The following is a 21,185-nucleotide window of genomic DNA, read 5'->3' as shown; positions in this document are numbered from 1 at the left end:
CCCTATCCCTGCGATCCCGGCGGGAGGAACGGCGGATTGCCCGGTAGCGGCGGCTGCCCGGCCGGCGCCAACTGCTGCCCCGGTCCCGGTGCCGGCGGGGCGGGCAGGGCCGGCGGCAACGGCGCGATGCCAGGTGTGAAGTCAGGCGGCTGCGGAGGCATGGGGCCCACCGGCACGGTGCGCGCACCCGGCGGGGTGTCGGCCGACACCTGACCGTGTGGACTCGGCATGTTGGGCGGCAGTTGGCCGGGGATGGCCGCGGCGGGCACACCCGGTGACGGCTGCGGACCGTGCGCGTTCGGATCGGACGTGACCACGTCGATCGGACCGTAGGCCGGGCCGCCGAACGGACCGACGGACAGCCCGGCACACGGCAGTGGGTTGTCCGGCCGTGGCAGGCCGCCGGGCCCAGGCGTGTACGAGCACGGATGTCCCTTGAGCACACCGGGTCCCGGATGCTCCGGCGTGCCCTCCAGCACCGCGGGTCCCGGCGGCGGGGCGCCGTTGTCGAAGCCCTGCGCGTTCGGATCCGGGAACCGCCACGCGGGCAGGCCCGCGTCGCCCCAGAACTTCTGCGGGTCGATGCCGCGCTTCTTGAACGCGGCGTCGATGAACGGCTGCAGGATCTGGCCCGGCAACAGGTTCACCAGCATCACCTTGAAGTACGGACCCGACGCCACGGCTTCACCCAGGGACGCCACGAAGCTGGCGACCGTGGTCAGGGTGTCCATCAGGTCGTATTGGCGTTCGCGCAGCACGTCGCTGACCACGCGCAGCTGCTCGAGCACCCGGTTGAGGTTCGGGTTGTCGTCGATGAAGCCCTTCACCTGTTCGGAGAAGGACCCGACCCGCTCGAGCAGGGCGGCCACGGCGTAGCTGCGCTCGTTGATCGCGCCCAGCAGCGTCTGGGCGTTGACCAGCAGCTGGTTGATCTGCTCGCTGCGGCTGCCGAGCACGCCGGCGATCTTGTTGGCGTTGGCCAACAGCTTCTTGACGTCGTCGTCGCGCTTGCCGATCGTCTCGGAGAACCGCGCCACCCCGTCGAGCGCGGCGCTCAGATGCGGATAGGTCTGGTCGATAGTCTCCGACAACACGTTCAGCGAGCGCTTGACGGTTTCGGTGTCCCACTCCGAGGCCGCCTTCGTCACGTCGAAGAACGCGTCGTAGATCTGGTAGGGCGTGGTGGTCTGGCCCAGCGGCAAAGCGCCGTTGGCGCGCAACGGATCCGACCCGCGCGGCTCGATCTCGATATTGCGCCGGCCCAGGATGGTGTCGGTGCGGATGGCCGCGCGGCTGTCCGTGCCGATCTGCGTACCGCCGAGCGAGTAGCCGATCTTGACCTTGTCGCCCTCGATCTCCAGGGAGCGCACCTCCCCGACGTCGACGCCGGCTATGCGGACCTTGTCGCCCTCGACGAGACCGCCGGTGTCGGAGAAGTAGGCGTAGTAGGTCGGCGAGGCGAACAGCATCGGCACGCTGGCGAAGCTCTGCCCCACCCCGATCACGAGGACCAGGATGATGATGCCCATCACCCCGATGCGGGCCCGGTTCGATCCCTCCAGAGTTCTCATTGTGGCGTGCACCTACCCGACGGCTGGCTGAAGAGTTTGATGGTCCGCACCGGCCCACCGGGCTGCAGCCCGTTCATCCGAATCGAGATGTCGCAGGCGTAGAAGTTGAAGAAGTCGCCGTAGATACCGCCCGCACGCCCGATGATCTTGAACGCGGTGGGCAGCCTGACCAGGATGTCGTTCAGTTCGTCGCGCTGGTCGACCAGCGGTTGCTGCACGGCTTCGAGGTGACCGACCGTGCTCTGCAGCAGCGGGCGGTTGTCGGCGAGCAGGTCGGCGACCGTGCCGGCCGCGTCGCTGATGTCGGCGACCGACGTGGCGATCGGGTCGGCCCGGTTCTTCAGGCCGGTGATCAGCTTCTCGAAGTCCTGCACGGTCTCGTCGAACTGCTGCTGGTGGCGCACCGTGGTGTCGAGCACCGTGTTGAGGTTGCGGATCACCTCACCGATCACCTGGTCGCGGTCGGCCAGCGCCGACGTCAGCGACGCGGTCTGGTCGAGGATGTCGTTGATGGTGCCGCCCTGACCCTGGAAGACCGTGATGATCGACTGGGCGATGTTGTTGACCTTGTCCGGATCCAGGGCCCGGAACACCGGGCGGAACCCGCCGATCAGCGCGTCGAGGTCCAGCGCCGGCTCGGTGCGCTCGACGGGGATGGTGCTGCCCGCGGGCATCCGCTCGTCGCTGTCGCCGCGCGTGAGCTCCATGAACCGATCGCCGATCAGGTTCAGGTAGCGGATCGACGCGGTGGTGCCCTCGAACAGCGGCAGCGAGCGGTCGACGTTGAAGTCGACCCGCACCATCGAGCCGCCGTTGATCAGCTCGACCTTGTCGACCTTGCCGACCTCGACACCCGATGCGCGAACGAACTGTCCGGCACGCAACCCGCTCGCGTTGGAGAAGATCGCCGAGTATCCGGTGGTGCGGTCGAACCGCATCTGGCCGAACACCACGACGATGACTGCGGTGAACAACAGCAGCACCAGCGAGAAGGCGCCGAGTTTGATGGCGGTTCCGGTGATTTTCATGGGTTGATCGTGTTCTCCCCGACTTGGCGGCCCCAGACGTACTCGATCAGGAGCGGCTGGCCCAACTCGAAGTGGTTGTACGGCGCGATCGACGCACCGGTGTCCATGACGAGGTACGGCGCCGGCCAGAGGTCACGCGTGATCGGCTGCCAGCAGCCGGGCCGGCCCTCCGGACCGCCGCGTGCGTTCACGCGCGGCAGGTTGTCCGGATACACGTAGGGGTTGGCGGCACCCATGAGCTCCGACAGCGTCCGCAGCGAGTACCCGTTACCGCCCAGCGACGCGGCCACCTTGGGCTCCACGTCGTGATAGTTGCGGATCGTGCAGTACAGCGCCGGGCTGTACTCGTCGAGGATCTTCGAGGGCACGACAAGGTCTTCGGCCCCGCGCACCAGGTACGGACCGCCGCGCTCGAAGATGTCGCCACCGGTGTTGCCGAAGCCGATCGCGGCCATCAACGCCTGGTCGATGTTGCCCTGCTGCTCGTTGAGCGTCTGCGCGGTGGTCACCGCGTTCTCCAGCCCGTCGAACAGGTCGGGCGCCGCGTCGGCATACACCTCGCCGAGGTCGGCGAGCAGCCTGTTGTCCTCGGCGATCTGCGGCATCTTCGGGTTGATGTCGGCCAGGATCTCATTGCCGTGGATGATCGACTGCCCGAACCGGTCGCCGAGCCCGTCGAGGGCTTCGGCGGTCGCGGACAGCGTCTGGTTCAGCTTGATCGGATCCACCTGCTGCGAGATCGACACCACGGTCTCGAACAGCGTGTTGAACTCGGTGGTCACCGACGTCACGTCGATCACGTCCGAGGAGGTGATCCGTGCCGCGTCGGGGTGTTCGGGCGCGGTGAAGTTCACGTACTTGTTGCCGAACACGGTGGTGGCGTCGATGCTGGCGTCGACGTTGCGCGGGATCAGGTCGAGGTACTTGGGATCGACGTCGAGGATGATCTTGGCCTTCGGCTCGTCGCCCACCGTGACGCCCTCGACGGCGGCCACCCGGCCGATCTCCACACCGTTGTAGGTGACCTTGGCGCCGGGATCCATCGACAGACCCGCGCGCGCGGAGAGCACGGTCAGCTGCGTGCGCGGCAGGAAGTCGCCGCGGAACTGCATGTAGACCAGCACCAGCGCGATGACCGTCAACAGCGTCAGTACCAGCCCCGCCAGCTTGTACGGCGGTGTGCGAGGAGCGTTCAAGGGTGCCGTCATAGCGCTACACCGTCAGGTTGAAGTTCGGGTCGACGCCGTAGAGCGCCAACGAGGCGAACAGGACCACACACACGATCGCGACCAGCGAGGCGCGCATCGACCGGCCGACGGCCTCGCCGACGCCGACCGGACCGCCGCTGGCGTAGTAGCCGTAGTAGCAGTGGTTGAGCATCACGATGACCGAGATGATCACCGCCTGGATGAACGACCAGAACACGTCGTCGGGACGCAGGAACGTGCGGAAGTAGTGCTCGTAGGTGCCGATCGACTGCCCGTAGAAGAACGTCGTGGTCACCTGTGCGGACAGGAAGCTCATGATGATCGCCATCGCGTACAGCGGGATGATCACGATGAAGCCGGCCATGATCCGGGTGGACACCAGATACGAGATCGACTTGATGCCCATCACCTCGAGGGCGTCGATCTCCTCGCTGATCCGCATCGCACCGAGCTCGGCGGTGGCGCCGGCGCCGACGGTGGCCGCCAGCGCCTGGCCCGCGACCACCGGGGCGGCGATGCGGACGTTGATCAGCGCGGCGAAGAAGCCGGTGAACGCCTCGACACCGATGTTGCCGAGGGAGGCGAAGCCCTGGATCGCGACCAGGGACGACCCGGACAGCGTGACGAAGCCGACGATCGCCACCGTGCCGCCGATGACCGCCATAGCGCCGGTGCCCATGCCGATCTCGGCGATCAGCCGCAGCGTCTCCCTGCGGTAGTAGCGCAGCGCGTACCCGATCGAGCCGACCGCCGTGAGGACGAACACCGCGACATGCCCGACGCTGTCCAGGAAGCGGGCGGGAGAACTGGCCACACTCTGTGCGCGGGAGTACCCCCGCGGAAACCGTGAACGCAGGACCGTTGTCGTCGACACGTCAGCTCCCTGTTCCGAACCGGACACCGATCGTGGTCAGCACCACGTTGACGGCGAACAGGGCGATGACGCACAGCACCAGCGTCTCGTTGACCGCGGTGCCGACGCCCTTGGCGCCGCCGGAAACGGTCAGGCCGCGGTAGCAGCCGACCAGGCCCGCGATCAGCCCGAAGGTCGCGGCCTTGACGATCGAGATGACCACCTCGGGCAGGCCGGTGATCAGCGTCAGCGTCGAGACGTACGCGCCCGCCGAGACGTTCTGCAGGTACACGCCGAAGATGAAGCCACCGACCAGGCCGACGGTGATCACCGCGCCGTTGAGCAGCACCGCGACGAACGTCGAGGCCACCACGCGGGGCACCACAAGGCGGTGGATCGGGTCGATGCCGAGCACCTCCAGCGCGTCGATCTCCTCGCGGATGGTGCGGGCGCCGAGGTCGGCGCAAATGGCCGTCGAGCCGGCCCCGGCAACGACGAGCACGGTAACCAGCGGACCCAGCTGGGTGACGGCGCCGATCGCGGCGCCCGCGCCGGAGACATCGGCGGCGCCGAACTCCGCGAGCAGGATGTTCAGCGTGAAGATCAGGAGCACGGTCAGCGGGATCGACACGGCCAGCGTGGGCAGGAACGCCACCCGCATCAGGAACCAGCTCTGCAGGATGAACTCGCGCCACTGGAACGGCGGCTTGAACAGCGCCTTTCCGGTGAGCACGCACATGCGGACGAACCCGCCGACAGCCTCCAGTCCCGGTCTGACCTGGTCACGCACGTACCCGGTCATACCGGTCGTCGCCGTCACCAGTGCACTCCCACGACGAAATCGCGAGTGTCGTGGCGCAACAACTGCGCCTGTCGCACGCGCCCTCCTTGTTCGAGTTCTTCGAGCCTGGTGTCTGTGACCAACGTCTCCTTACTCGCCAGTAGTAAGGCAGACCACCGGACTGTACCCGATCCGATCGCCGAGGTGTATCGCATCTGCAGTATTCGCGCCGCAACCAGCGGTAACCGCGAATCCATCTGCTACTCCTCCTGGGCTCCGGCAGAAACTGTTGGCGGAGTGGCACTTTCGCCGGCGTCACCGGTTTTGCCGACGGCAAACCGCTCCCGCAATTCGGTCTTGAGCACCTTGCCGGCGGGGTTTCGCGGCAGCGCGTCGACCACCTCGAGGACCTTCGGATGCTTGTACCTGGCGAGCCGCTGGGACAGGAACTCGTCGAGATCGCGCAGGTCAAGATCACCGTCGGCGTCCTGGCCGAGAGCCACCACCGCGACGGGGACCTCGCCCCACTTCTCGTCCCGGCGGCCGATCACCGCCACCTCGGCGATTGCTGGATGGGCGGCCAGGGCGTTCTCGACCTCCGCGCAGTAGATGTTCTCGCCACCGGAGATGATCATGTCCTTCTTGCGGTCGACGACCCAGATGTAGCCCTCCTCGTCCTGGCGAACGAGGTCGCCGGAGTGGAACCACCCGCCCGCGAACGCCTCGGCGGTGGCCTGCGGGTTGTTCCAGTAGCCGGCCATCAGGGTCGGCGCCCGGTAGACGATCTCGCCCACCTCGCCGATCGGTACGTCGTTCATGTCGTCATCGACGATGCGCGCGGCGACCGTCGGGATGACCTTGCCGACCGAGCCCAGCTTGCGGATCGCGTCGTCGCCCAACAACATGCACGTCACCGGCGACATCTCGGTCTGGCCGAACGCGGCCAGGATCTGCGTGCCAGGGAACGTGTCGGACATGGTGCGCAGCAACGTGTCCGAGGCGGGCGCCGCGCCCCACGACAGCACCCGCAGCTGTAGCCGGCGGGGGCGGGCGCTCTGCTCGGCGCACACCGCCTGCCACTGCGCGGGCACCAGGAAGATGCCGGTGACCTTCTCCGCCTCGAGCACGTCCAGCAGCGCGCCGGGATCGAAGGCGCCCAGCGGATAGATCACCGTCGGCCGGCCCAGCAGCAGGCCGGGGATCATGTTGCCGATGCCCGCGATGTGGAACAGCGGCACACCGACGAAGCCGACGTCGTTGTTGATGTCGGCGCCGTTGGTGAACAGGAATGTCAGCGCCTGCCCGGCGAGGTTGGTGTGGGTGAGCACCGCGCCCTTGGGCCTGCCGGTGGTGCCTGACGTGTACATGATCAGTGCCGGCGAGTCGTTGGGGATGTCGACCGTCGGGGCCGGTTCACCCTCCTCGTCGATCAGGTCGTCGTAGCCGATCAAGTTCTGATCGGTCGCACCGCCGGCGACGATCACGGTGGTCAGTGTCGGGTCGAGGTCGCGGACCGCGGCGGCCACGTTCGCCAGCACCGCCTCGGTGATGACCACCTTGGCCTGGCAGTCGCTGACCAGGAAGGCGATCTCCGGAGGGGTCATGCGGAAGTTGACCGGGACGGCGATCGCGCCGAGCTTGTTGGCCGCGAGGAACGCCTCGATGTACTCGGTGCGGTTGAGCATCAGGATCAGCACCCGGTCGCCGAACTGCACCCCGCGCCGGCTCAGCGCCCCGGCGAGCCTCGCGACGCGCTCATCGAGCTCACGCCAGGTGGTGGTCTTTCCCAAGAAGCGCAGGGCCACCCCGTCGGGCTGCATCAGGGCGTGGCGAGCGAGCTGGTTGGTCCAGTTCTGCCTTCGGGCGAGATACGGCTGTTGGGTGGGGTCGGGCTCGGTCAACAGAGGTGTACTCCATCTCCGGGTTGCACAGTGTTGATATTTGATCAAACATTGTTGTTGCCCCGGTCACACTATGGCCTCGGCGGTTCGGGGACAAGCCCTCGCCAGATGACCGGAGAAGACAGTGAACGCACCGGCCACCCCCTTTCCGGGGCCCCCTCGCGGGGTACGGCGTGAGCAGCTGTCGGACAAGGTGGCCAACCGGTTGCGCGCCGACATCATGACCCGGACGCTGCGGCCCGGCACGTACATCCGGCTGGACGAGACCGCCGCCGCGCTGGGGGTCAGCATCACCCCGGTGCGTGAGGCGCTGCGCACGCTGCGCGGCGAGGGCATGGTGCAGCTCGAACCGCACCGGGGCCACGTGGTCGTCCCGCTGACCCGCGCCGATGTCGAGGACATCTTCTGGCTGCAGGGCACGATCGCCAAGGAGTTGGCGGCCACCGCGGCCGAGCGGATCACCGACGCCGAGATCGACGAGCTCGAGGAGCTCAACGACGCGCTGGCCGCGGCGATCGAGCAGGGCAACGCGAGGGAGATCGCGTCGGCCGAGTTCGCCTTTCACCGGGCGTTCAACCTGTCCACCGGCCGGATCAAGTTGGCCTGGTTCCTGCTGCACGTCGCGCGGTATCTGCCGGGCCGGATCTACACGGACGATGCGCACTGGGGGGCTGCGGCGTTGACCCGTCACCGCAAGCTGATCGCGGCGCTGCGCCGGCGGGACGCCGACGCGGTCATCCGGCTGACCGGTGGTGAGTTCGCCGACGGCGCGAAGCGGCTGATCGCCCGTTTGGAGGAGACCGGGTTGTGGAGCTGACCCCGGGCTACTTGGCGGCCAGCTGCGGTGGCACTAACGGGTTGATCGCATGCACCTGATGGCTGCAATCAACCCGTTAAGCCCGCCGAACGTCGGGATGGTGACGAGAATCGGCGAAATCCGTCATGTTTCCGGCTACTTGGCGGCCAGCTGCTCGGCGCGCGTCTTGAGGTTGTCGGCCAGGTAGTCCAGGGTGTCCCCGATCGCCTTCTTGACCATCGTGTTGGGGATGGCCAGCTTGGTCTCGACCTCGAGGTCGACGGTCAGCAACGATGTCGCCCCGATCGGCACCACCGAGAACCTCTGCTCCTGCTTGGTGAAGTGGTCGCCCTGCTGCAGCATCGTGTAGATCTGGTTCTCCCCCGGGTAGTACACGGCGGTGATGAACGTGCCCGACTGGCCCTGCACGACCACGTCGAGCCGCAGCTGGCTGGGCCGGCCGTCGTTGTATCGCGCCAGCACCCAGCAGCCCTTGATCTCGGCGTTCCACTCCGGATACGCCTCGAAGTCGGCGACGATCCCCATGATCGCCTCGGCGGACGCCTCGACCTCGACGGTCTTGCTCACGAGCGGCATCCGTCGAGCATATCGACTACTCGCAGCGGGCCGTTTCCACCAGCGCGCGAACGGTTTCGGGGATCGACACCGGCCTGCGGGTGACACGGTCGACATAGACGTGCACCCAGTGCCCGACCGCGGCCACCGGACCGTCCGGTTTCCACAGCCCCAGCCGGTAGGTGACGCTGCTGTTGCCGAGCCGCGTCACCGCCAGACCGACCGTCAAGGGGTCGGGAAACCTCAGCTCCGAGAAGTACCTGCAGCCCGACTCGGCGACCACGCCGAGCCAGGGCGCCGTCGTCGGGTCGATCCCGCAGGTGGTGTTGATCCAGCCGTTGATCGCCGTGTCGAACAGCCCGTAGTACACCGCGTTGTTGAGGTGGCCGAACATGTCGTTGTCCATCCACCGCGTCGACACCGGCCAGTGCACCCGGAAGTCCTCGGCGTTCGGCCGCGCCTCAGCGCTACTCATGGCAGCAGTGTGTCAGCGCCGCCATGCTGGTAGCCATGAGAATCCGCGGCGCGGTGCTCGAAGAGATCGGTCGGCCCCGGCCGTACGCCGAATCGCGGCCGCTTTCGATCGCCGAGCTGGACCTGGCGCCGCCGGGCAGCGGCGAACTGCTCGTGCGCATCGAGGCCGCGGGGCTGTGCCATTCGGATCTGTCGGTGGTCGACGGCAGCCGGGTGCGACCGGTGCCGATGCTGCTCGGTCACGAAGCGGCCGGGACCGTCGAGGAGGTCGGCGCCGGGGTGGCCGACGTCGACGCGGGTGACCGCGTGGTGATGACCTTCCTGCCGCGGTGCGGGCAGTGCGCGGCCTGCGCCACCGACGGGTTGACGCCGTGTGAGCCCGGCAGCGCGGTCAACAACGCGGGCACGCTGATGACCGGGGCACGACGGTTGAGCCGCGACGGTCGACCGGTTCACCACCACCTGGGGGTGTCGGGGTTCGCCACGCACGCGGTCGTGGACCGCCGCTCGGTGGTGCCCGTCGCCTCCGATGTGCCGCCCGTCGTCGCCTCGCTGCTCGGGTGCGCGGTTCTGACCGGCGGGGGTGCGGTGGTCAACGCAGGCCGCCCGCGCCCCGGTGAGACCGTGGCGGTGGTGGGTCTCGGCGGGGTCGGGATGGCGGCGGTGCTCACCGCGCTGGCGCACGACGACGTGCGCGTCGTCGGTGTGGACCGGCTGCCCGACAAGCTCGCGCGGGCCAGGTCGCTCGGCGTGCACGCCGCGTACAGCCCGCAGGAGGCCCTCGACGACGGCGTCAGGGCTGCGGTGGTGATCGAAGCCGTCGGGCACGCCGCGGCGGTGGAGACCGCGGTCGCGTTGACGGCGCCGGGCGGGCGCACCGTCACGGTCGGCCTGCCCTCCCCCGACGCACGGATGTCGCTGTCGCCGTTGGGTTTCGTCGCCGAAGGACGCACGCTGATCGGCAGCTACCTCGGCTCGGCGGTGCCGCAGCGCGAGATTCCACGCTTCGTGGGCATGTGGCGCGACGGGCGGCTGCCGGTGGGATCGCTGGTGTCTTCGACCATCTCGCTGGCCGACGTCAACGCCGGGATGGACGAACTGGCCGAAGGCAGGGCCGTCCGGCAGATCATCGCGTTCGGCTAGAACCAGCTGTCGCGCATGTCGAGCGTGGTGCGGTCCAGGCTTTCCAGCAGGTCGAGTTGCGGCCCGGTCTTGGGCAACTCGTAGCGGAAGAAGTAGCGGCCCGCCGCGCGCTTGCCGTCGTAGAAGTCGCCGTCGCGGCCGTGCGCGGCGATCAGCTGCTCCAACCAGATCCACGCGACCACAATGTGACCGAACGCCTCGAGGTAGACCACGCTGTTGGCCATCGCGGCCTCGATGTCACCGGAACCGAACATCGCGGTCGTGACGGCGACCAGCCGTTGCCAGGTGGCGTCGAGAGCGGCGGCGTGTTCGGCGAGTTCGCCGCCGAGCTCGGTGGCGGTGGCCATCGAGCGGCCGACGACGGTGCCCAATGCCGTCAGCGCGGCACCGCCGCGGGCCGGGATCTTGCGGCCCAGCAGGTCCAGGCTCTGAATGCCGTGCGTGCCCTCGTGGATCGGGTTGAGCCGGTTGTCCCGGTAGTGCTGCTCGACGTCGTACTCGCGGGTGTAGCCGTAGCCGCCGTGCACCTGGATCGCCAGGTTGTTGGCTTCCACGCACCATTGCGAGGGCCAGCTCTTGCCGACCGGGGTCAGCAGGTCGAGCAACAGGGCGCTGGTCTCGCGCTCCTCGTCGGACTCGGCGCTGTTGGTCTGGTCGATGAGCTTGGCGCAGTACAGCTGCAGCGCCATCCCACCCTCGACATAAGCCTTCTGCGCCAACAACATTCGTTTGACGTCAGCATGCTCGACGATGGGGATCTGCGGGGCTGCCGGATCGTTGGCCGTCAGCGGGCGACCCTGCGGGCGCTCGCGCGCGTACTGCACCGACTTGAGATATCCGGTGTAGCCGAGGGCCACCGCGGCCATCCCGACGAGCAGCCGTGCCTCGTTCATCATCGTGAACATGTAGACGATGCCGCGGTGCTCTTCACCCACCAGATAACCGACCGCACCGGGCTTTCCGCCGGGGCTGAACTTGCCCTCCCCGAAGTTGAGCAACGCGTTGGTGATACCCCGCTGGCCCATCTTGTGGTTCAGCCCTGCGAGCACCACGTCGTTGCGCTCGCCGACGGACCCGTCGGCGCCGACCAGGAACTTGGGCACGATGAACAACGAGATGCCCTTGGTGCCGGGCGGGCCGCCGGGGATCTTGGCCAGCACCAGGTGGACGATGTTGTCGGTCAACTCGTGGTCCCCGCCGGAGATCCACATCTTGTTTCCGAACAGCCGGTAGGTGCCGTCCTCCTGCGGCTCCGCCCGGGTGACGATGTCGGCCAGCGAGGAGCCCGCCTGGGGCTCCGAGAGCGCCATCGTGCCCGAGAACTGCCCTGCCAGCATCGGTTCGAAGAAGCGCTCGATCTGCTCGTCGGTGCCGAACCGGCTCAGCAGGTTGGCGTTGGCGATGGTGAGCATGAGGTAGCCGGCGGTGGCGATGTTGCCGGCGGCGAACCAGGCGAAGCCGGCTTCGGCCACGGCGAACGGCAACTGGGCGCCGCCGCGCTCGTTGTCCATCGACATGCCGAGCAGGTCGGCGTCGGCGAACGCGTCCCAGGCCTGTTTGACCTCCTCGATGACGGTGACCTTCTCGCCGTCGAAGCTGGGCTCGTTGGCGTCGCTCTTCTTGTTGTGGTTCGCGAAGTAGCGGGTGGCCAGCTGCTCACACAGCTCCAGCGCCCCTTCCAGCGTCTCCCGGGAGTGCTCGGCGAACCGCGGGCGCTTCGTCAGCTCGTCGACCCGGAGCCATTCGAACAGCAGGAAGTCGATGTCACGTCGGGACAGCAGATTCGATTTCATGGCTGGGCCTGCGCAGTGCTCTCGGTGGTGGGTAGGTCGATCCCCAGCGGGGACTCCACGCGCACGGTCTCGTCGCGGATCAGGCCGCGCAGCAGGGCCGTGCTGAACTCGACGGCGATCTCCTGGGCGGTGCGCCTGCCCTGCGGCCGCAGCCAGCGGTATGCGCCCAGCGTCATTCCGATGTAGCCGAGGGCGAGCACGTGCGAGTCGCAGTCGTAGAACTCGCCGCTCTCGATGCCGCGGTCGATCACGTCGCGGATGTGCTCGTACACCTGCGCCTCGGCCTGCCGGATGTAGGCCACCTGGTCCTCGGTGAACCACTCCGTGATGTACGGCCCCTCCTGGAAGTACACCGCGGCGCGCTCGATGTCGCTGGCGATGCCGACGAGCAACCTGTGGGTGAAGTGGTAGATCGTCTCGCGTGCGGACGCGGTCGGGTCGTCGTGCACGGCGTCGACGGTGAAGTCGGCGGCGCCCTTGTAGATGTCGTAGAGGATCAGCGACTTGCTGGCGTAGTAGTGATACACCGTCGCCTTGTTCAGCCCGACCGCGTCGGCCACGTCATCCATCCGGGTGCCGTGATATCCGCGCGCTGCGAACAGCTTGGTGGCGACGGCCAACAGCTCTTCGCGACGGGACTTCCCGTTGCTGCTTTCGGCGGACGAAACGGACATGGCGACTCACTATATGCAGGCCCGAAGCCTGTTCGGGCGTCAATCAACTGGTTGGCTAGTTTATGGGGCCAGGGCTATCGCCGACGCAATCGGCGGGTCTAGACTTGCGCCAGAGCGGGCCGCACTCGAGAGGTGATGACGTGGATCCGAACCCGGACTATGACGCGAGCGACGAGTTGGAGTACGGAGTCAACTGGTTCGCCTGGATTCTGCGCGGCGTCTACCCCCCACCGGCCTACCCTCCGGTCTAACTACGCCCGAAGGGACAAACGGGCGGGAAAGTGCGAGTAGATCGCGCCTGAACGTCGATCTCGGCGCACGAGTGACCGCGCACGCCGCCGGCGCTGACCAACAGCGCGGGAGGGCCAAGCCGGTCGCAAGAGGACAGATGGCAGACTTTCCGGATGCTTATCGGGATACCGCGGGAATCGCACGACGGTGAGACGCGCGTCGCCGCCACGCCGCAGACCGTCGGACAACTCCTCAAGCTGGGCTACTCCGTCGTCGTCGAGTCCGGCGCCGGTGCTGCCTCCAGCTTCGCCGACGCCGCCTACGTCGACGCCGGCGCTGAGATCGGCGGCACTGAACAGGTCCTGGGCGCCGACGTCATCCTCAAGGTCAACGCGCCCACCGACGCCGAGATCGCGGGCGTCAAAGACGGCGCGACGCTGGTCAGCCTGATCTCTCCGGCGCTGCACCCGGAACTGCTGGAGAAGCTGTCCGCACGCCGCATCACGGTGCTGGCGATGGACGCCGTCCCTCGCATTTCACGGGCGCAGTCGCTGGACGTGTTGTCGTCGATGGCGAACATCGCCGGCTACCGCGCGGTCGTGGAGGCGGCGCACAGCTTCGGACGGTTCTTCACCGGACAGGTCACCGCGGCCGGCAAGGTGCCGCCGGCCAAGGTGCTCGTCGTCGGCGCGGGGGTGGCCGGGCTGGCCGCCATCGGCGCGGCAGGCAGCCTCGGTGCGGTCGTCAAGGCCACCGACCCGCGGCCCGAGGTCGCCGATCAGGTCCGCTCCCTCGGCGGGGAGTACGTGTCGATCGAATCGGCGGAGGCCGAAATCTCGGCGACCGGTTACGCCAAGGAGATGGGCGAGGACTACAAGGCGCGTGAGGCCGCCCTCTACGCCGAGCTGGTTCCCGACGTCGACATCATCATCACCACCGCGCTGATCCCCGGTAAGCCCGCACCGCGCATCATCACCGCCGACATGGTGGCCGCGATGAAGCCGGGCAGCGTGATCGTCGACATGGCCGCGGCCAACGGCGGCAACGTCGAGGGCACGGTCAAAGACCAGGTCGTCGTCACCGACAACAACGTGACGATCATCGGCTACACCGACCTGGCCGGCCGACTGCCCGCCACGGCCTCCCAGCTGTACGGCACCAACCTGGTCAACCTGCTCAAGCTGCTCACCCCGGAGAAGGACGGGCAGCTCACCCTGGACTTCGACGACGTCGTCCAGCGCTCGATGACCGTGGTGCGCGACGGCGAGATCACCTGGCCGCCGCCACCAGTGCAGGTCTCGGCGGCGCCTGCGGCGGCACCCGCGGCCGCGGTCGAGGCCCAACCGGCCAAGGAGCCGATGTCGAACGCTCGCCGGCTCGGCCTGACGTTCGCGGCGGCCGCGGCGGTCTTCGCGCTGATCGCCCTGTCCCCGGCCGCGCTGCAGGTACACCTGACGGTGTTCGCGTTGGCGATCGTGATCGGCTACTACGTGATCGGCAACGTGCACCACGCGCTGCACACCCCGTTGATGTCGGTGACCAACGCCATCTCGGGCATCATCGTCGTCGGCGCGCTGCTGCAGATCGGCCACGGTGACGTCGTCATCACCACGCTGGCATTCGTGGCGATCCTGATCGCCAGCATCAACATCTTCGGCGGTTTCGCGGTGACCCGCCGCATGCTGTCCATGTTCACGAGGAGCTAGCCCATGTTCGATCTCGAGACCACCGCCACCGCGGCCTACGTCGTCGCGGCGCTGCTCTTCGTGCTCTCCCTGGCCGGCCTGTCCAAGCACGAGACTTCCCGCGCCGGCATCAGTTTCGGCATCGTCGGCATGGCGATCGCGCTCATCGCGACCATCGCGCTGGCCGTCAACCATCAGATCGAACCGCTCGGACTGGGCCTGCTGGTCGTGGCCATGGCCATCGGCGCGGTGATCGGATTGTGGCGCGCGCGCATCGTCGAGATGACCGGCATGCCCGAGTTGATCGCGTTGCTGCACTCGTTCGTCGGCCTGGCCGCCGTGTTGGTCGGGTGGAACGGCTACCTGCACGTCGAGGGTGACCCAACCGGCGCCGAAGCCGCCCAGCTGGGGCAGGAGGGAATGCTCGGCATTCACTCCGCCGAGGTCGTCATCGGAGTCTTCATCGGTGCCGTGACGTTCACCGGATCGATCGTGGCGAACCTCAAACTGTCGGCCCGGATGAAGTCCGCGCCGCTGATGCTGCCCGGTAAGAACGTGCTCAACGTCGGCGCGCTCGTGGTGTTCGTCGCGCTCACCGTCTGGTTCGTCATCGACCCGCAGCTGTGGGTGCTCGCGGTGGTCACCGTGCTGGCCCTGCTGCTGGGCTGGCACCTGGTCGCCTCGATCGGCGGTGGCGACATGCCGGTGGTGGTGTCGATGCTCAACAGCTATTCGGGGTGGGCCGCGGCCGCGGCCGGCTTCCTGCTCGGCAACGACCTGCTGATCGTCACCGGCGCGCTGGTCGGCTCCTCGGGTGCCTACCTGTCCTACATCATGTGCAAGGCGATGAACCGGTCGTTCATCTCCGTCATCGCCGGCGGCTTCGGGATCGAGGCCGGGCCCGCCGACGACACGGACTACGGCGAGCACCGCGAAATCACCGCCGAGGGCGCCGCCGAGCTGCTGGCCTCGGCCGGTTCGGTGATCATCACGCCCGGCTACGGCATGGCCGTCGCGCAGGCCCAGTACGGCGTGGCCGACCTGACCCGCCGGCTGCGTGAACGCGGCATCGACGTCCGGTTCGGCATCCACCCGGTCGCCGGTCGCCTGCCCGGCCACATGAACGTGCTGCTGGCCGAAGCGAAGGTGCCGTACGACATCGTGCTCGAGATGGACGAGATCAACGACGACTTCGACGGCACGTCAGTGGTTTTGGTGATCGGGGCCAACGACACCGTCAACCCGGCCGCGTCCGAGGATCCGGGCAGCCCGATCGCAGGCATGCCGGTGCTGAAGGTGTGGCAGGCCGACAACGTGATCGTGTTCAAGCGGTCCATGGCGTCGGGCTACGCCGGCGTCCAGAACCCGCTGTTCTTCCGGGAGAACACCCAGATGTTGTTCGGCGACGCCAAGGACCGGGTCGACGCCATCAACGCCGCGCTCTCCGAAGCGGTCCACGCCGGTCACTAGGGTCGGTAGCCATGCCGGTCGACAGACTGTTACCCACCGAAGAAGCCCACGACCTGATCGCGCTGACCCGCGACATCGCCGACAAGGTGCTCGACCCGATCGTCGACGAGCACGAGAAGTCGGAGACCTACCCCGAAGGGGTGTTCGCCCAACTGGGCGAGGCCGGGCTGCTGAGCCTGCCGCAGCCTGAGGAGTGGGGCGGGGGCGGCCAACCCTACGAGGTCTACCTGCAGGTGCTCGAGGAGATCGCGGCGCGGTGGGCGGCGGTGGCGGTCGCGGTCAGCGTGCACAGCCTGTCGTCGCATCCGTTGTTGGCGTTCGGTACCGAGGAGCAGAAGCAGCGGTGGCTGCCGCAGATGTTGTCGGGCACGCAGATCGGCGCCTACAGCCTCTCGGAGCCGCAGGCCGGGTCGGACGCCGCGGCGCTGCGGTGCGCGGCCACCAAGACCGATGGCGGATACGTCCTCAACGGCGCGAAATCGTGGATCACCCACGGCGGCCGGGCCGACTTCTACACGCTGTTCGCCCGCACCGGCGAAGGCTCGCGCGGGATCTCATGCTTTCTGGTGCCCGGTGATCAGGCTGGGCTGAGCTTCGGCAAGCCCGAGGAGAAGATGGGTCTGCACGCGGTTCCGACGACGTCGGCGTTCTACGACAACGCCCGCATCGACGACGACCGCCTCATCGGTGACGAAGGCCAGGGTCTGCAGATCGCGTTCTCCGCACTGGATTCCGGGCGGCTGGGCATCGCCGCGGTCGCGACGGGGTTGGCGCAGGCCGCGCTCGACGAAGCCGTGAAGTACGCCAACGAACGAACGACGTTCGGCCGCAAGATCATCGACCATCAGGGCCTGGGCTTCCTGATTGCCGACATGGCCGCCGCGGTGGCCGGCGCGCGCGCCACCTACCTGGATGCCGCGCGGCGTCGCGATCTCAACCAGCCCTACTCCCAGCAGGCCAGCGTCGCGAAGCTGGTTGCCACCGACGCCGCGATGAAGGTGACCACCGACGCGGTGCAGGTGCTCGGCGGCGTCGGCTACACCCGCGACTTCCGCGTGGAGCGCTACATGCGCGAGGCCAAGATCACCCAGATCTTCGAGGGCACCAACCAGATTCAGCGTCTGGTCATCGCGCGCGGCTTGACCTCTTAGCACGCGAGCAGACGCGAACACCCCCCAAAACCGGCTCGAAAAGGGGGGTTCACGTCTGCTCGCCGGAAGAAGGGACGGGCTCCGGCGGTGAGGTGGCGGTCACCCGCGTTCCGCTGCCCGGTGACGAGGTGATCCGCATCGACCCGCCCATCGCGTCGAACCGGGCCAGCAGCGAACCGAGGCCGATGTGCCCGTCGGCGACGGATTGCGCGACGTCCGGATCGAAGCCCTTTCCGTCGTCGTCGACGGTCAGCACGATCCGATCGCCCTGCCGTGCCAGCCCGACCCGCACCAGCCTCGCTCCCGCGTGCTTGTGCACGTTGGCCAGCAGTTCGCGGGCGGACCGGTGCATCAGCTGCTGGGACTCCGGCTTGCCGACGTCCTCGAGATCGGCCTGCACGCTGTAGTTCCCGCGAGTCTCGAACTGGCGCACCAACTCTCGCACCGCCGGTGTCAAACCCAGCTGGGCAAGCACCTGCGGGTGCAACTGGGTCACCGTGGAGCGCAACGCCGTCGCCGTCTGCTGCAGCGCGGCGTGCACCGACTCGAGCGCCGGGTCGTCGAGACGCTCCCTGGCCTCGTCGAGATCCAGCCGCGCCGCCAGCAGCGTCTGTAGCGGCCCGTCGTGCAGGTGCTCGGCGACCTCGCGGTTGTTCCGCTCGTCGGCCTGCATCGCTCCCGAGATCAGTTGGCGGCGCGTCTCCTGCAGCTTGTTGATCCGTGCCTGCCTGCGCACCAGCACCAGGCAGAGCCCGGCAGCGGCGACCGCGGCCCAGAACAGGAACCCGACATGGGTGTAGACGATGTCGGGCAGGCCGACGTTGTCGTCGCGCTTGGAGTAGACGATCCACACCGCCAGATAACCGAGCGCGGCGCTGGTGCCCAGGATCGCGGTCAGCAGGGGGCGGTCCTGGAACGCCACGGCGATCGGCAACACGAAGAACACCGGCAACAACGCCGCCGTCGCACCGCCGGACACCAGGCACAGCACCACGACCACCAGAACGTCCACCGCCGTCGACCACCAGCCCGCCCAGCGCGGTACCGGACCCCGCAGTACCACGACCAGCCACACCAACGCGGCAGCCGCGTACGCCCCGAGCACCGCCACGTAGACGCCGGGCAGCCAGTGATCGACTTCCCAGAGCCACACCAGCAGCGCGATCAACCCGATCAGGGGCAGGCGCAGCACTGCGGTGACACGCACCGGTTCCGCCGTGAAGAAGTCCGCGCCGCGGTCCAGCAGTCGTCGCACGTCAGTCCAGCAACTTGCGCCGCATCGCCTCGGCGACGGCGGCCGCTCGGTCGTTCACACCGAGCTTCTCGTAGAGGCGCTGCACGTGGGTCTTGACCGTCGGAGGCGCCAGAAACAACTCCTTGGCCATCGCGGGAATGCTGCTGCCTGCCGCGATGAGCCTGAGCACGTCGCGTTCGCGCGGGCTCAGCACCGGGCCCTCGTTGTCGGCCCGCCTGCGGATCTCGCCGGCCAACCCGGCGGCCAAGCTGGGCGCCACCACGTCGCGGCCCTTGGCGCACTCGAGGACGGCCTGCACGAGTTCTGCGCGGGTCGACTCCTTGGGCAGGAAACCGGCCGCGCCGTTCTGCAGCGCCTGGTAGACGATCGCCGACTCGTCGTGCGCCGACACCAACAGCACCCGGGTCGGCAACCGGTCGCGCAGGACCGCCGCGGCGACCTCGGCACCGTCCATGCCCGGCATGCGGTCCAGCAGGGCGACTCGCGGCTGGTGGGCACGGATGGCCTCGAGCGCGCTGACGCCGTCGTCGGCCTCCGCGACCACGTCTATCGACCCGCTCGACACCAGCGCGCGGACCACACCCTCGCGAAACATCGGATGGTCGTCCCCCACGACCACCTGCACCCTCTCGCCGGTGCCCCCTGATGCCACGGACGAACGCTTGGCACACCGGCCACCGTCGATTCCCCCTATTGGGGGACAACCGGTTCATCCGATGCATCCGCCGCGGCGACACGTCGGCGCCGTGCAGCACTCTTGAGTCATCGCCGAGAGACACCGGCGGACAAACCGAAAAAGAAACGAACACAGGAGATTTCGAAATGAACGCAGACACCACCCGCCGCTTCGCCCGCTACTTCGCACTGCCGGCGATCTCGGCAGGGATCATCGCCGGGGCGCTCGGTTTCGCCGGGGCCGCCAGCGCCGGGACCTACTCGCAGCATCACACCCCGCGCCCCGGCATCGTCGCGACGCCGTCGCACACCGCGCATCCCGCCCCGGGGGCCCTCCCGGGCTCGCATCACCACAACCGCGCCGAGCACATCATGAACCTGCAGCCCGGCTATCACCCCTGATCCGGGAAGACCAAAGCGGGGCACACTGAGGGGGGTGCCCCGCCTTCGTGTCGTCTTGTGGATCTAGACGGCGGTCAGCACGTCGGCCGTCTGCAGTGCCTGTGCGACGCCGGAGACGATCGCCGCCAGCCGGATCGCCTCGAAGACCGCGGTGCGCGAGACATCCGCGTCCCGCAGCGTCTTCTCATGCGCGGCCAGGCAGTGCCCACAGCCGTTGATCGCCGACACCGCCAGCGACCACAGCTCGAAATCCTCCTTGGCGACCCCGGGGTTGCCGATGATGTTCATCCGCAGACCGGCGCGAAGGTCGTCATAGGCGCCGTCGAGCTGGCCCTTGGTGCGGTAGAACACGTTGTTCATCCCCATGATGGCCGCGGCGCCGAGGGCGGCGTTGTAGGCCTCCTCGCTGAGGATGTCCAGCGCGTCCTCGGCGACCTCACGCATCAGCCGCTCGGACTTGGTCGCCGCGGCGGTCGCCACCAGCGCGCCCCACAGCTGCTGTTCGGACAACTCGGTGGTCCGCACGATGCTGCCGAGGTTGAGCTTGAGGTCCTTGGCGTACTCGGGAAGTGCTTCCCGGATGTTCTCGATGCTCACGGATTACACCGCCTCGGCCAGCAACTCGGCCGGCTTGATGGTCGGGTCGCCCTTCTTCCAGTTGCAGGCGCACAGCTCGTCGGACTGCAGCGCGTCGAGCACACGCAGCACCTCGTCGACGTTTCGGCCCACGGAGCCGGCGGTCACCGACACGAACTGGATCTCGTTGTTGGGGTCGACGATGAACGTGGCCCGGTCAGCGACGCCGTCGGCGTTGAGCACACCGGTGGCCAGGCTCAGCTCGCGGTTGAGGTCCGAGGCCATCGGGAACGGCAGCTTCTTGAGGTCCTCGTGCTGGGCGCGCCACTGGAAGTGCACGAACTCGTTGTCCACCGAGACGCCGATCACCTTGGCGTCGCGGTCCTCGAACTCGTCGTTGAGCTTGCCGAACGCCGCGATCTCCGTCGGGCACACGAAGGTGAAGTCCTTGGGCCAGAAGAAGATGATCCGCCACTTGCCTTCGTGATCATCGCTGGTCACGCGGGTGAAGTAGTCGTCGGGCTGCTTGGCATCGACCTCAGAGAGATCCCCACCGATAACCGCCGCCATGTCGTAACGAGGGAACTGGTCACCGATCGTCAGCAATGCCATGGGTTGCACACCATCCTTGGTCTAGTTTGGAGTCAGTCCAGATTACATAGTCGATTCTGTTGGTTTCTCCGACCAAAGACAAGGGTTACGAACGTGATTGTGGCCACACTCACACGTGAAATTAGTTCGGTTTCAGCCGGTTTCGGCGTATTTGGCGGCGACGGCGCGGCGCCCCGCTGTGCTGCCGTCGAAAGGATGGCCAACGCCTCAGAGAACGACCCCATCGACGACGTTCGACTCGAGTATCCCGCCGGCGCCCGGGTCACCCGTTCGCTGCAGGCGAAATGGGAGTCCGAACAGAGCCCCACGCAGCACAAGCCCGATTAGCAG

General features: G+C 67.7%; 21 protein-coding genes and 1 pseudogene. 8 read left to right on the top strand and 14 right to left on the bottom strand.

Annotated elements, in window-relative coordinates:
- Positions 1-2: 2 nt before the first annotated feature.
- The 6 genes from MELE44368_RS11155 to fadD5 form a co-directional block, all read right to left on the bottom strand.
- On the bottom strand, positions 3-1,571 hold the full coding sequence (locus tag MELE44368_RS11155; RefSeq protein ID WP_046752562.1) for a virulence factor Mce family protein: 1,569 nt from the start codon (positions 1,569-1,571) through the stop codon (positions 3-5).
- The gene (locus tag MELE44368_RS11150) at positions 1,568-2,599 is read right to left on the bottom strand and encodes a virulence factor Mce family protein (RefSeq protein ID WP_128108533.1); all 1,032 of its coding nucleotides are present in this window, start codon (positions 2,597-2,599) and stop codon (positions 1,568-1,570) included. Before MELE44368_RS11150 ends, MELE44368_RS11155 begins: the two co-directional genes overlap by 4 nt.
- On the bottom strand, positions 2,596-3,807 hold the full coding sequence (locus MELE44368_RS11145) for an MCE family protein (protein WP_046752560.1): 1,212 nt from the start codon (positions 3,805-3,807) through the stop codon (positions 2,596-2,598). Before MELE44368_RS11145 ends, MELE44368_RS11150 begins: the two co-directional genes overlap by 4 nt.
- A gap of 4 nt (positions 3,808-3,811) precedes the next feature.
- Positions 3,812-4,681: an MlaE family ABC transporter permease gene (locus tag MELE44368_RS11140; protein ID WP_128108532.1), complete on the bottom strand. Its 870-nt coding sequence runs from the start codon at positions 4,679-4,681 to the stop codon at positions 3,812-3,814.
- Between the two features lies 1 nt (position 4,682).
- Positions 4,683-5,480, bottom strand: coding sequence for an MlaE family ABC transporter permease (locus MELE44368_RS11135; RefSeq protein ID WP_128108531.1), 798 nt, complete (start codon positions 5,478-5,480; stop codon positions 4,683-4,685).
- A 221-nt stretch (positions 5,481-5,701) separates the two neighbouring features.
- On the bottom strand, positions 5,702-7,342 hold the full coding sequence (gene fadD5, locus MELE44368_RS11130) for a fatty-acid--CoA ligase FadD5 (protein ID WP_128108530.1): 1,641 nt from the start codon (positions 7,340-7,342) through the stop codon (positions 5,702-5,704).
- 124 nt (positions 7,343-7,466) lie between these two features.
- On the opposite strand from fadD5, the gene MELE44368_RS11125 reads away from it, so the two are divergent.
- Complete coding sequence (locus tag MELE44368_RS11125) at positions 7,467-8,159, top strand: GntR family transcriptional regulator (RefSeq protein ID WP_206613742.1); 693 nt, start codon at positions 7,467-7,469, stop codon at positions 8,157-8,159.
- Positions 8,160-8,294: 135 nt separating this feature from the next.
- Here MELE44368_RS11125 and MELE44368_RS11120 read toward each other — a convergent pair whose 3' ends face one another.
- Both MELE44368_RS11120 and MELE44368_RS11115 read right to left on the bottom strand, forming a co-directional pair.
- Positions 8,295-8,735 (bottom strand): SRPBCC family protein, encoded by a 441-nt coding sequence (locus tag MELE44368_RS11120; protein WP_128108529.1) that lies wholly within the window; start codon positions 8,733-8,735, stop codon positions 8,295-8,297.
- Between the two features lie 16 nt (positions 8,736-8,751).
- Positions 8,752-9,189 (bottom strand): acyl-CoA thioesterase, encoded by a 438-nt coding sequence (locus MELE44368_RS11115; RefSeq protein ID WP_128108528.1) that lies wholly within the window; start codon positions 9,187-9,189, stop codon positions 8,752-8,754.
- 35 nt (positions 9,190-9,224) lie between these two features.
- Between MELE44368_RS11115 and MELE44368_RS11110 the strand changes: the two genes are divergently transcribed.
- Positions 9,225-10,331, top strand: a complete 1,107-nt coding sequence (locus MELE44368_RS11110; RefSeq protein ID WP_128108527.1) for an alcohol dehydrogenase catalytic domain-containing protein — start codon at positions 9,225-9,227, stop codon at positions 10,329-10,331.
- Here the strand turns inward: MELE44368_RS11110 and MELE44368_RS11105 are convergent.
- A complete protein-coding gene (locus MELE44368_RS11105; RefSeq protein WP_128108526.1) occupies positions 10,328-12,124 on the bottom strand; it encodes an acyl-CoA dehydrogenase in 1,797 nt (598 codons plus the stop codon). The genes MELE44368_RS11110 and MELE44368_RS11105 overlap by 4 nt on opposite strands.
- Positions 12,121-12,798, bottom strand: coding sequence for a TetR/AcrR family transcriptional regulator (locus MELE44368_RS11100; protein WP_128108525.1), 678 nt, complete (start codon positions 12,796-12,798; stop codon positions 12,121-12,123). Before MELE44368_RS11100 ends, MELE44368_RS11105 begins: the two co-directional genes overlap by 4 nt.
- A gap of 140 nt (positions 12,799-12,938) precedes the next feature.
- Between MELE44368_RS11100 and MELE44368_RS26900 the strand changes: the two are divergent.
- The 4 genes and pseudogenes from MELE44368_RS26900 to MELE44368_RS11085 all read left to right on the top strand — a co-directional run.
- Positions 12,939-13,049 (top strand): annotated as a pseudogene (locus tag MELE44368_RS26900) (CAP domain-containing protein); the annotation flags it as partial.
- 153 nt (positions 13,050-13,202) lie between these two features.
- The gene (locus MELE44368_RS11095; protein ID WP_128108524.1) at positions 13,203-14,735 is read left to right on the top strand and encodes a Re/Si-specific NAD(P)(+) transhydrogenase subunit alpha; all 1,533 of its coding nucleotides are present in this window, start codon (positions 13,203-13,205) and stop codon (positions 14,733-14,735) included.
- Between the two features lie 3 nt (positions 14,736-14,738).
- Entirely contained in the window at positions 14,739-16,184 is a 1,446-nt protein-coding gene (gene pntB / locus MELE44368_RS11090; protein ID WP_128108523.1) for a Re/Si-specific NAD(P)(+) transhydrogenase subunit beta, read from the top strand.
- An 11-nt stretch (positions 16,185-16,195) separates the two neighbouring features.
- Positions 16,196-17,335 carry an acyl-CoA dehydrogenase family protein gene (locus tag MELE44368_RS11085; RefSeq protein ID WP_128108522.1) on the top strand — a complete coding sequence of 380 codons (1,140 nt, stop codon included), beginning with the start codon at positions 16,196-16,198 and terminating at the stop codon, positions 17,333-17,335.
- Between the two features lie 49 nt (positions 17,336-17,384).
- Here MELE44368_RS11085 and MELE44368_RS11080 read toward each other — a convergent pair whose 3' ends face one another.
- Positions 17,385-18,590 (bottom strand): sensor histidine kinase, encoded by a 1,206-nt coding sequence (locus MELE44368_RS11080; protein WP_409366115.1) that lies wholly within the window; start codon positions 18,588-18,590, stop codon positions 17,385-17,387.
- A 1-nt stretch (position 18,591) separates the two neighbouring features.
- Positions 18,592-19,242, bottom strand: coding sequence for a response regulator (locus MELE44368_RS11075; protein WP_128108521.1), 651 nt, complete (start codon positions 19,240-19,242; stop codon positions 18,592-18,594).
- A 170-nt stretch (positions 19,243-19,412) separates the two neighbouring features.
- Between MELE44368_RS11075 and MELE44368_RS11070 the strand changes: the two genes are divergently transcribed.
- Entirely contained in the window at positions 19,413-19,667 is a 255-nt protein-coding gene (locus tag MELE44368_RS11070) for a hypothetical protein (protein WP_128108520.1), read from the top strand.
- Between the two features lie 63 nt (positions 19,668-19,730).
- On the opposite strand, the gene ahpD is transcribed toward MELE44368_RS11070, so the two are convergent.
- Complete coding sequence (ahpD, locus tag MELE44368_RS11065; protein WP_128108519.1) at positions 19,731-20,264, bottom strand: alkyl hydroperoxide reductase AhpD; 534 nt, start codon at positions 20,262-20,264, stop codon at positions 19,731-19,733.
- A 3-nt stretch (positions 20,265-20,267) separates the two neighbouring features.
- Positions 20,268-20,855, bottom strand: coding sequence for a peroxiredoxin (locus MELE44368_RS11060; RefSeq protein ID WP_128108518.1), 588 nt, complete (start codon positions 20,853-20,855; stop codon positions 20,268-20,270).
- A 195-nt stretch (positions 20,856-21,050) separates the two neighbouring features.
- Between MELE44368_RS11060 and MELE44368_RS27320 the strand changes: the two genes are divergently transcribed.
- Positions 21,051-21,182 carry a hypothetical protein gene (locus MELE44368_RS27320; RefSeq protein WP_264031811.1) on the top strand — a complete coding sequence of 44 codons (132 nt, stop codon included), beginning with the start codon at positions 21,051-21,053 and terminating at the stop codon, positions 21,180-21,182.
- Positions 21,183-21,185 lie beyond the last annotated feature (3 nt).

The organism is Mycolicibacterium elephantis DSM 44368 (genome assembly GCF_004014805.1).
Lineage (GTDB): Bacteria > Actinomycetota > Actinomycetes > Mycobacteriales > Mycobacteriaceae > Mycobacterium > Mycobacterium elephantis.
Note: the sequence above shows the minus strand (reverse complement) of the source record. Positions and strands in the feature narration are given on the sequence as shown.

What these genes read in the sequence shown, in the direction of transcription:
- MELE44368_RS11145 (WP_046752560.1), bottom strand. Translation starts at nt 3,807, where the DNA reads ATGACGGCACCCTTGAACGCTCCTCGCACACCGCCGTACAAGCTGGCG.
- MELE44368_RS11155 (WP_046752562.1), bottom strand. Translation starts at nt 1,571, where the DNA reads ATGAGAACTCTGGAGGGATCGAACCGGGCCCGCATCGGGGTGATGGGC.
- MELE44368_RS11060 (WP_128108518.1), bottom strand. Translation starts at nt 20,855, where the DNA reads ATGGCATTGCTGACGATCGGTGACCAGTTCCCTCGTTACGACATGGCG.
- MELE44368_RS11070 (WP_128108520.1), top strand. Translation starts at nt 19,413, where the DNA reads ATGAACGCAGACACCACCCGCCGCTTCGCCCGCTACTTCGCACTGCCG.
- MELE44368_RS11150 (WP_128108533.1), bottom strand. Translation starts at nt 2,599, where the DNA reads ATGAAAATCACCGGAACCGCCATCAAACTCGGCGCCTTCTCGCTGGTG.
- MELE44368_RS11120 (WP_128108529.1), bottom strand. Translation starts at nt 8,735, where the DNA reads ATGCCGCTCGTGAGCAAGACCGTCGAGGTCGAGGCGTCCGCCGAGGCG.
- pntB (WP_128108523.1), top strand. Translation starts at nt 14,739, where the DNA reads ATGTTCGATCTCGAGACCACCGCCACCGCGGCCTACGTCGTCGCGGCG.
- MELE44368_RS11095 (WP_128108524.1), top strand. Translation starts at nt 13,203, where the DNA reads ATGCTTATCGGGATACCGCGGGAATCGCACGACGGTGAGACGCGCGTC.
- MELE44368_RS11105 (WP_128108526.1), bottom strand. Translation starts at nt 12,124, where the DNA reads ATGAAATCGAATCTGCTGTCCCGACGTGACATCGACTTCCTGCTGTTC.
- MELE44368_RS11110 (WP_128108527.1), top strand. Translation starts at nt 9,225, where the DNA reads ATGAGAATCCGCGGCGCGGTGCTCGAAGAGATCGGTCGGCCCCGGCCG.
- MELE44368_RS11100 (WP_128108525.1), bottom strand. Translation starts at nt 12,798, where the DNA reads ATGTCCGTTTCGTCCGCCGAAAGCAGCAACGGGAAGTCCCGTCGCGAA.
- MELE44368_RS11115 (WP_128108528.1), bottom strand. Translation starts at nt 9,189, where the DNA reads ATGAGTAGCGCTGAGGCGCGGCCGAACGCCGAGGACTTCCGGGTGCAC.
- MELE44368_RS27320 (WP_264031811.1), top strand. Translation starts at nt 21,051, where the DNA reads ATGGCCAACGCCTCAGAGAACGACCCCATCGACGACGTTCGACTCGAG.
- MELE44368_RS11085 (WP_128108522.1), top strand. Translation starts at nt 16,196, where the DNA reads ATGCCGGTCGACAGACTGTTACCCACCGAAGAAGCCCACGACCTGATC.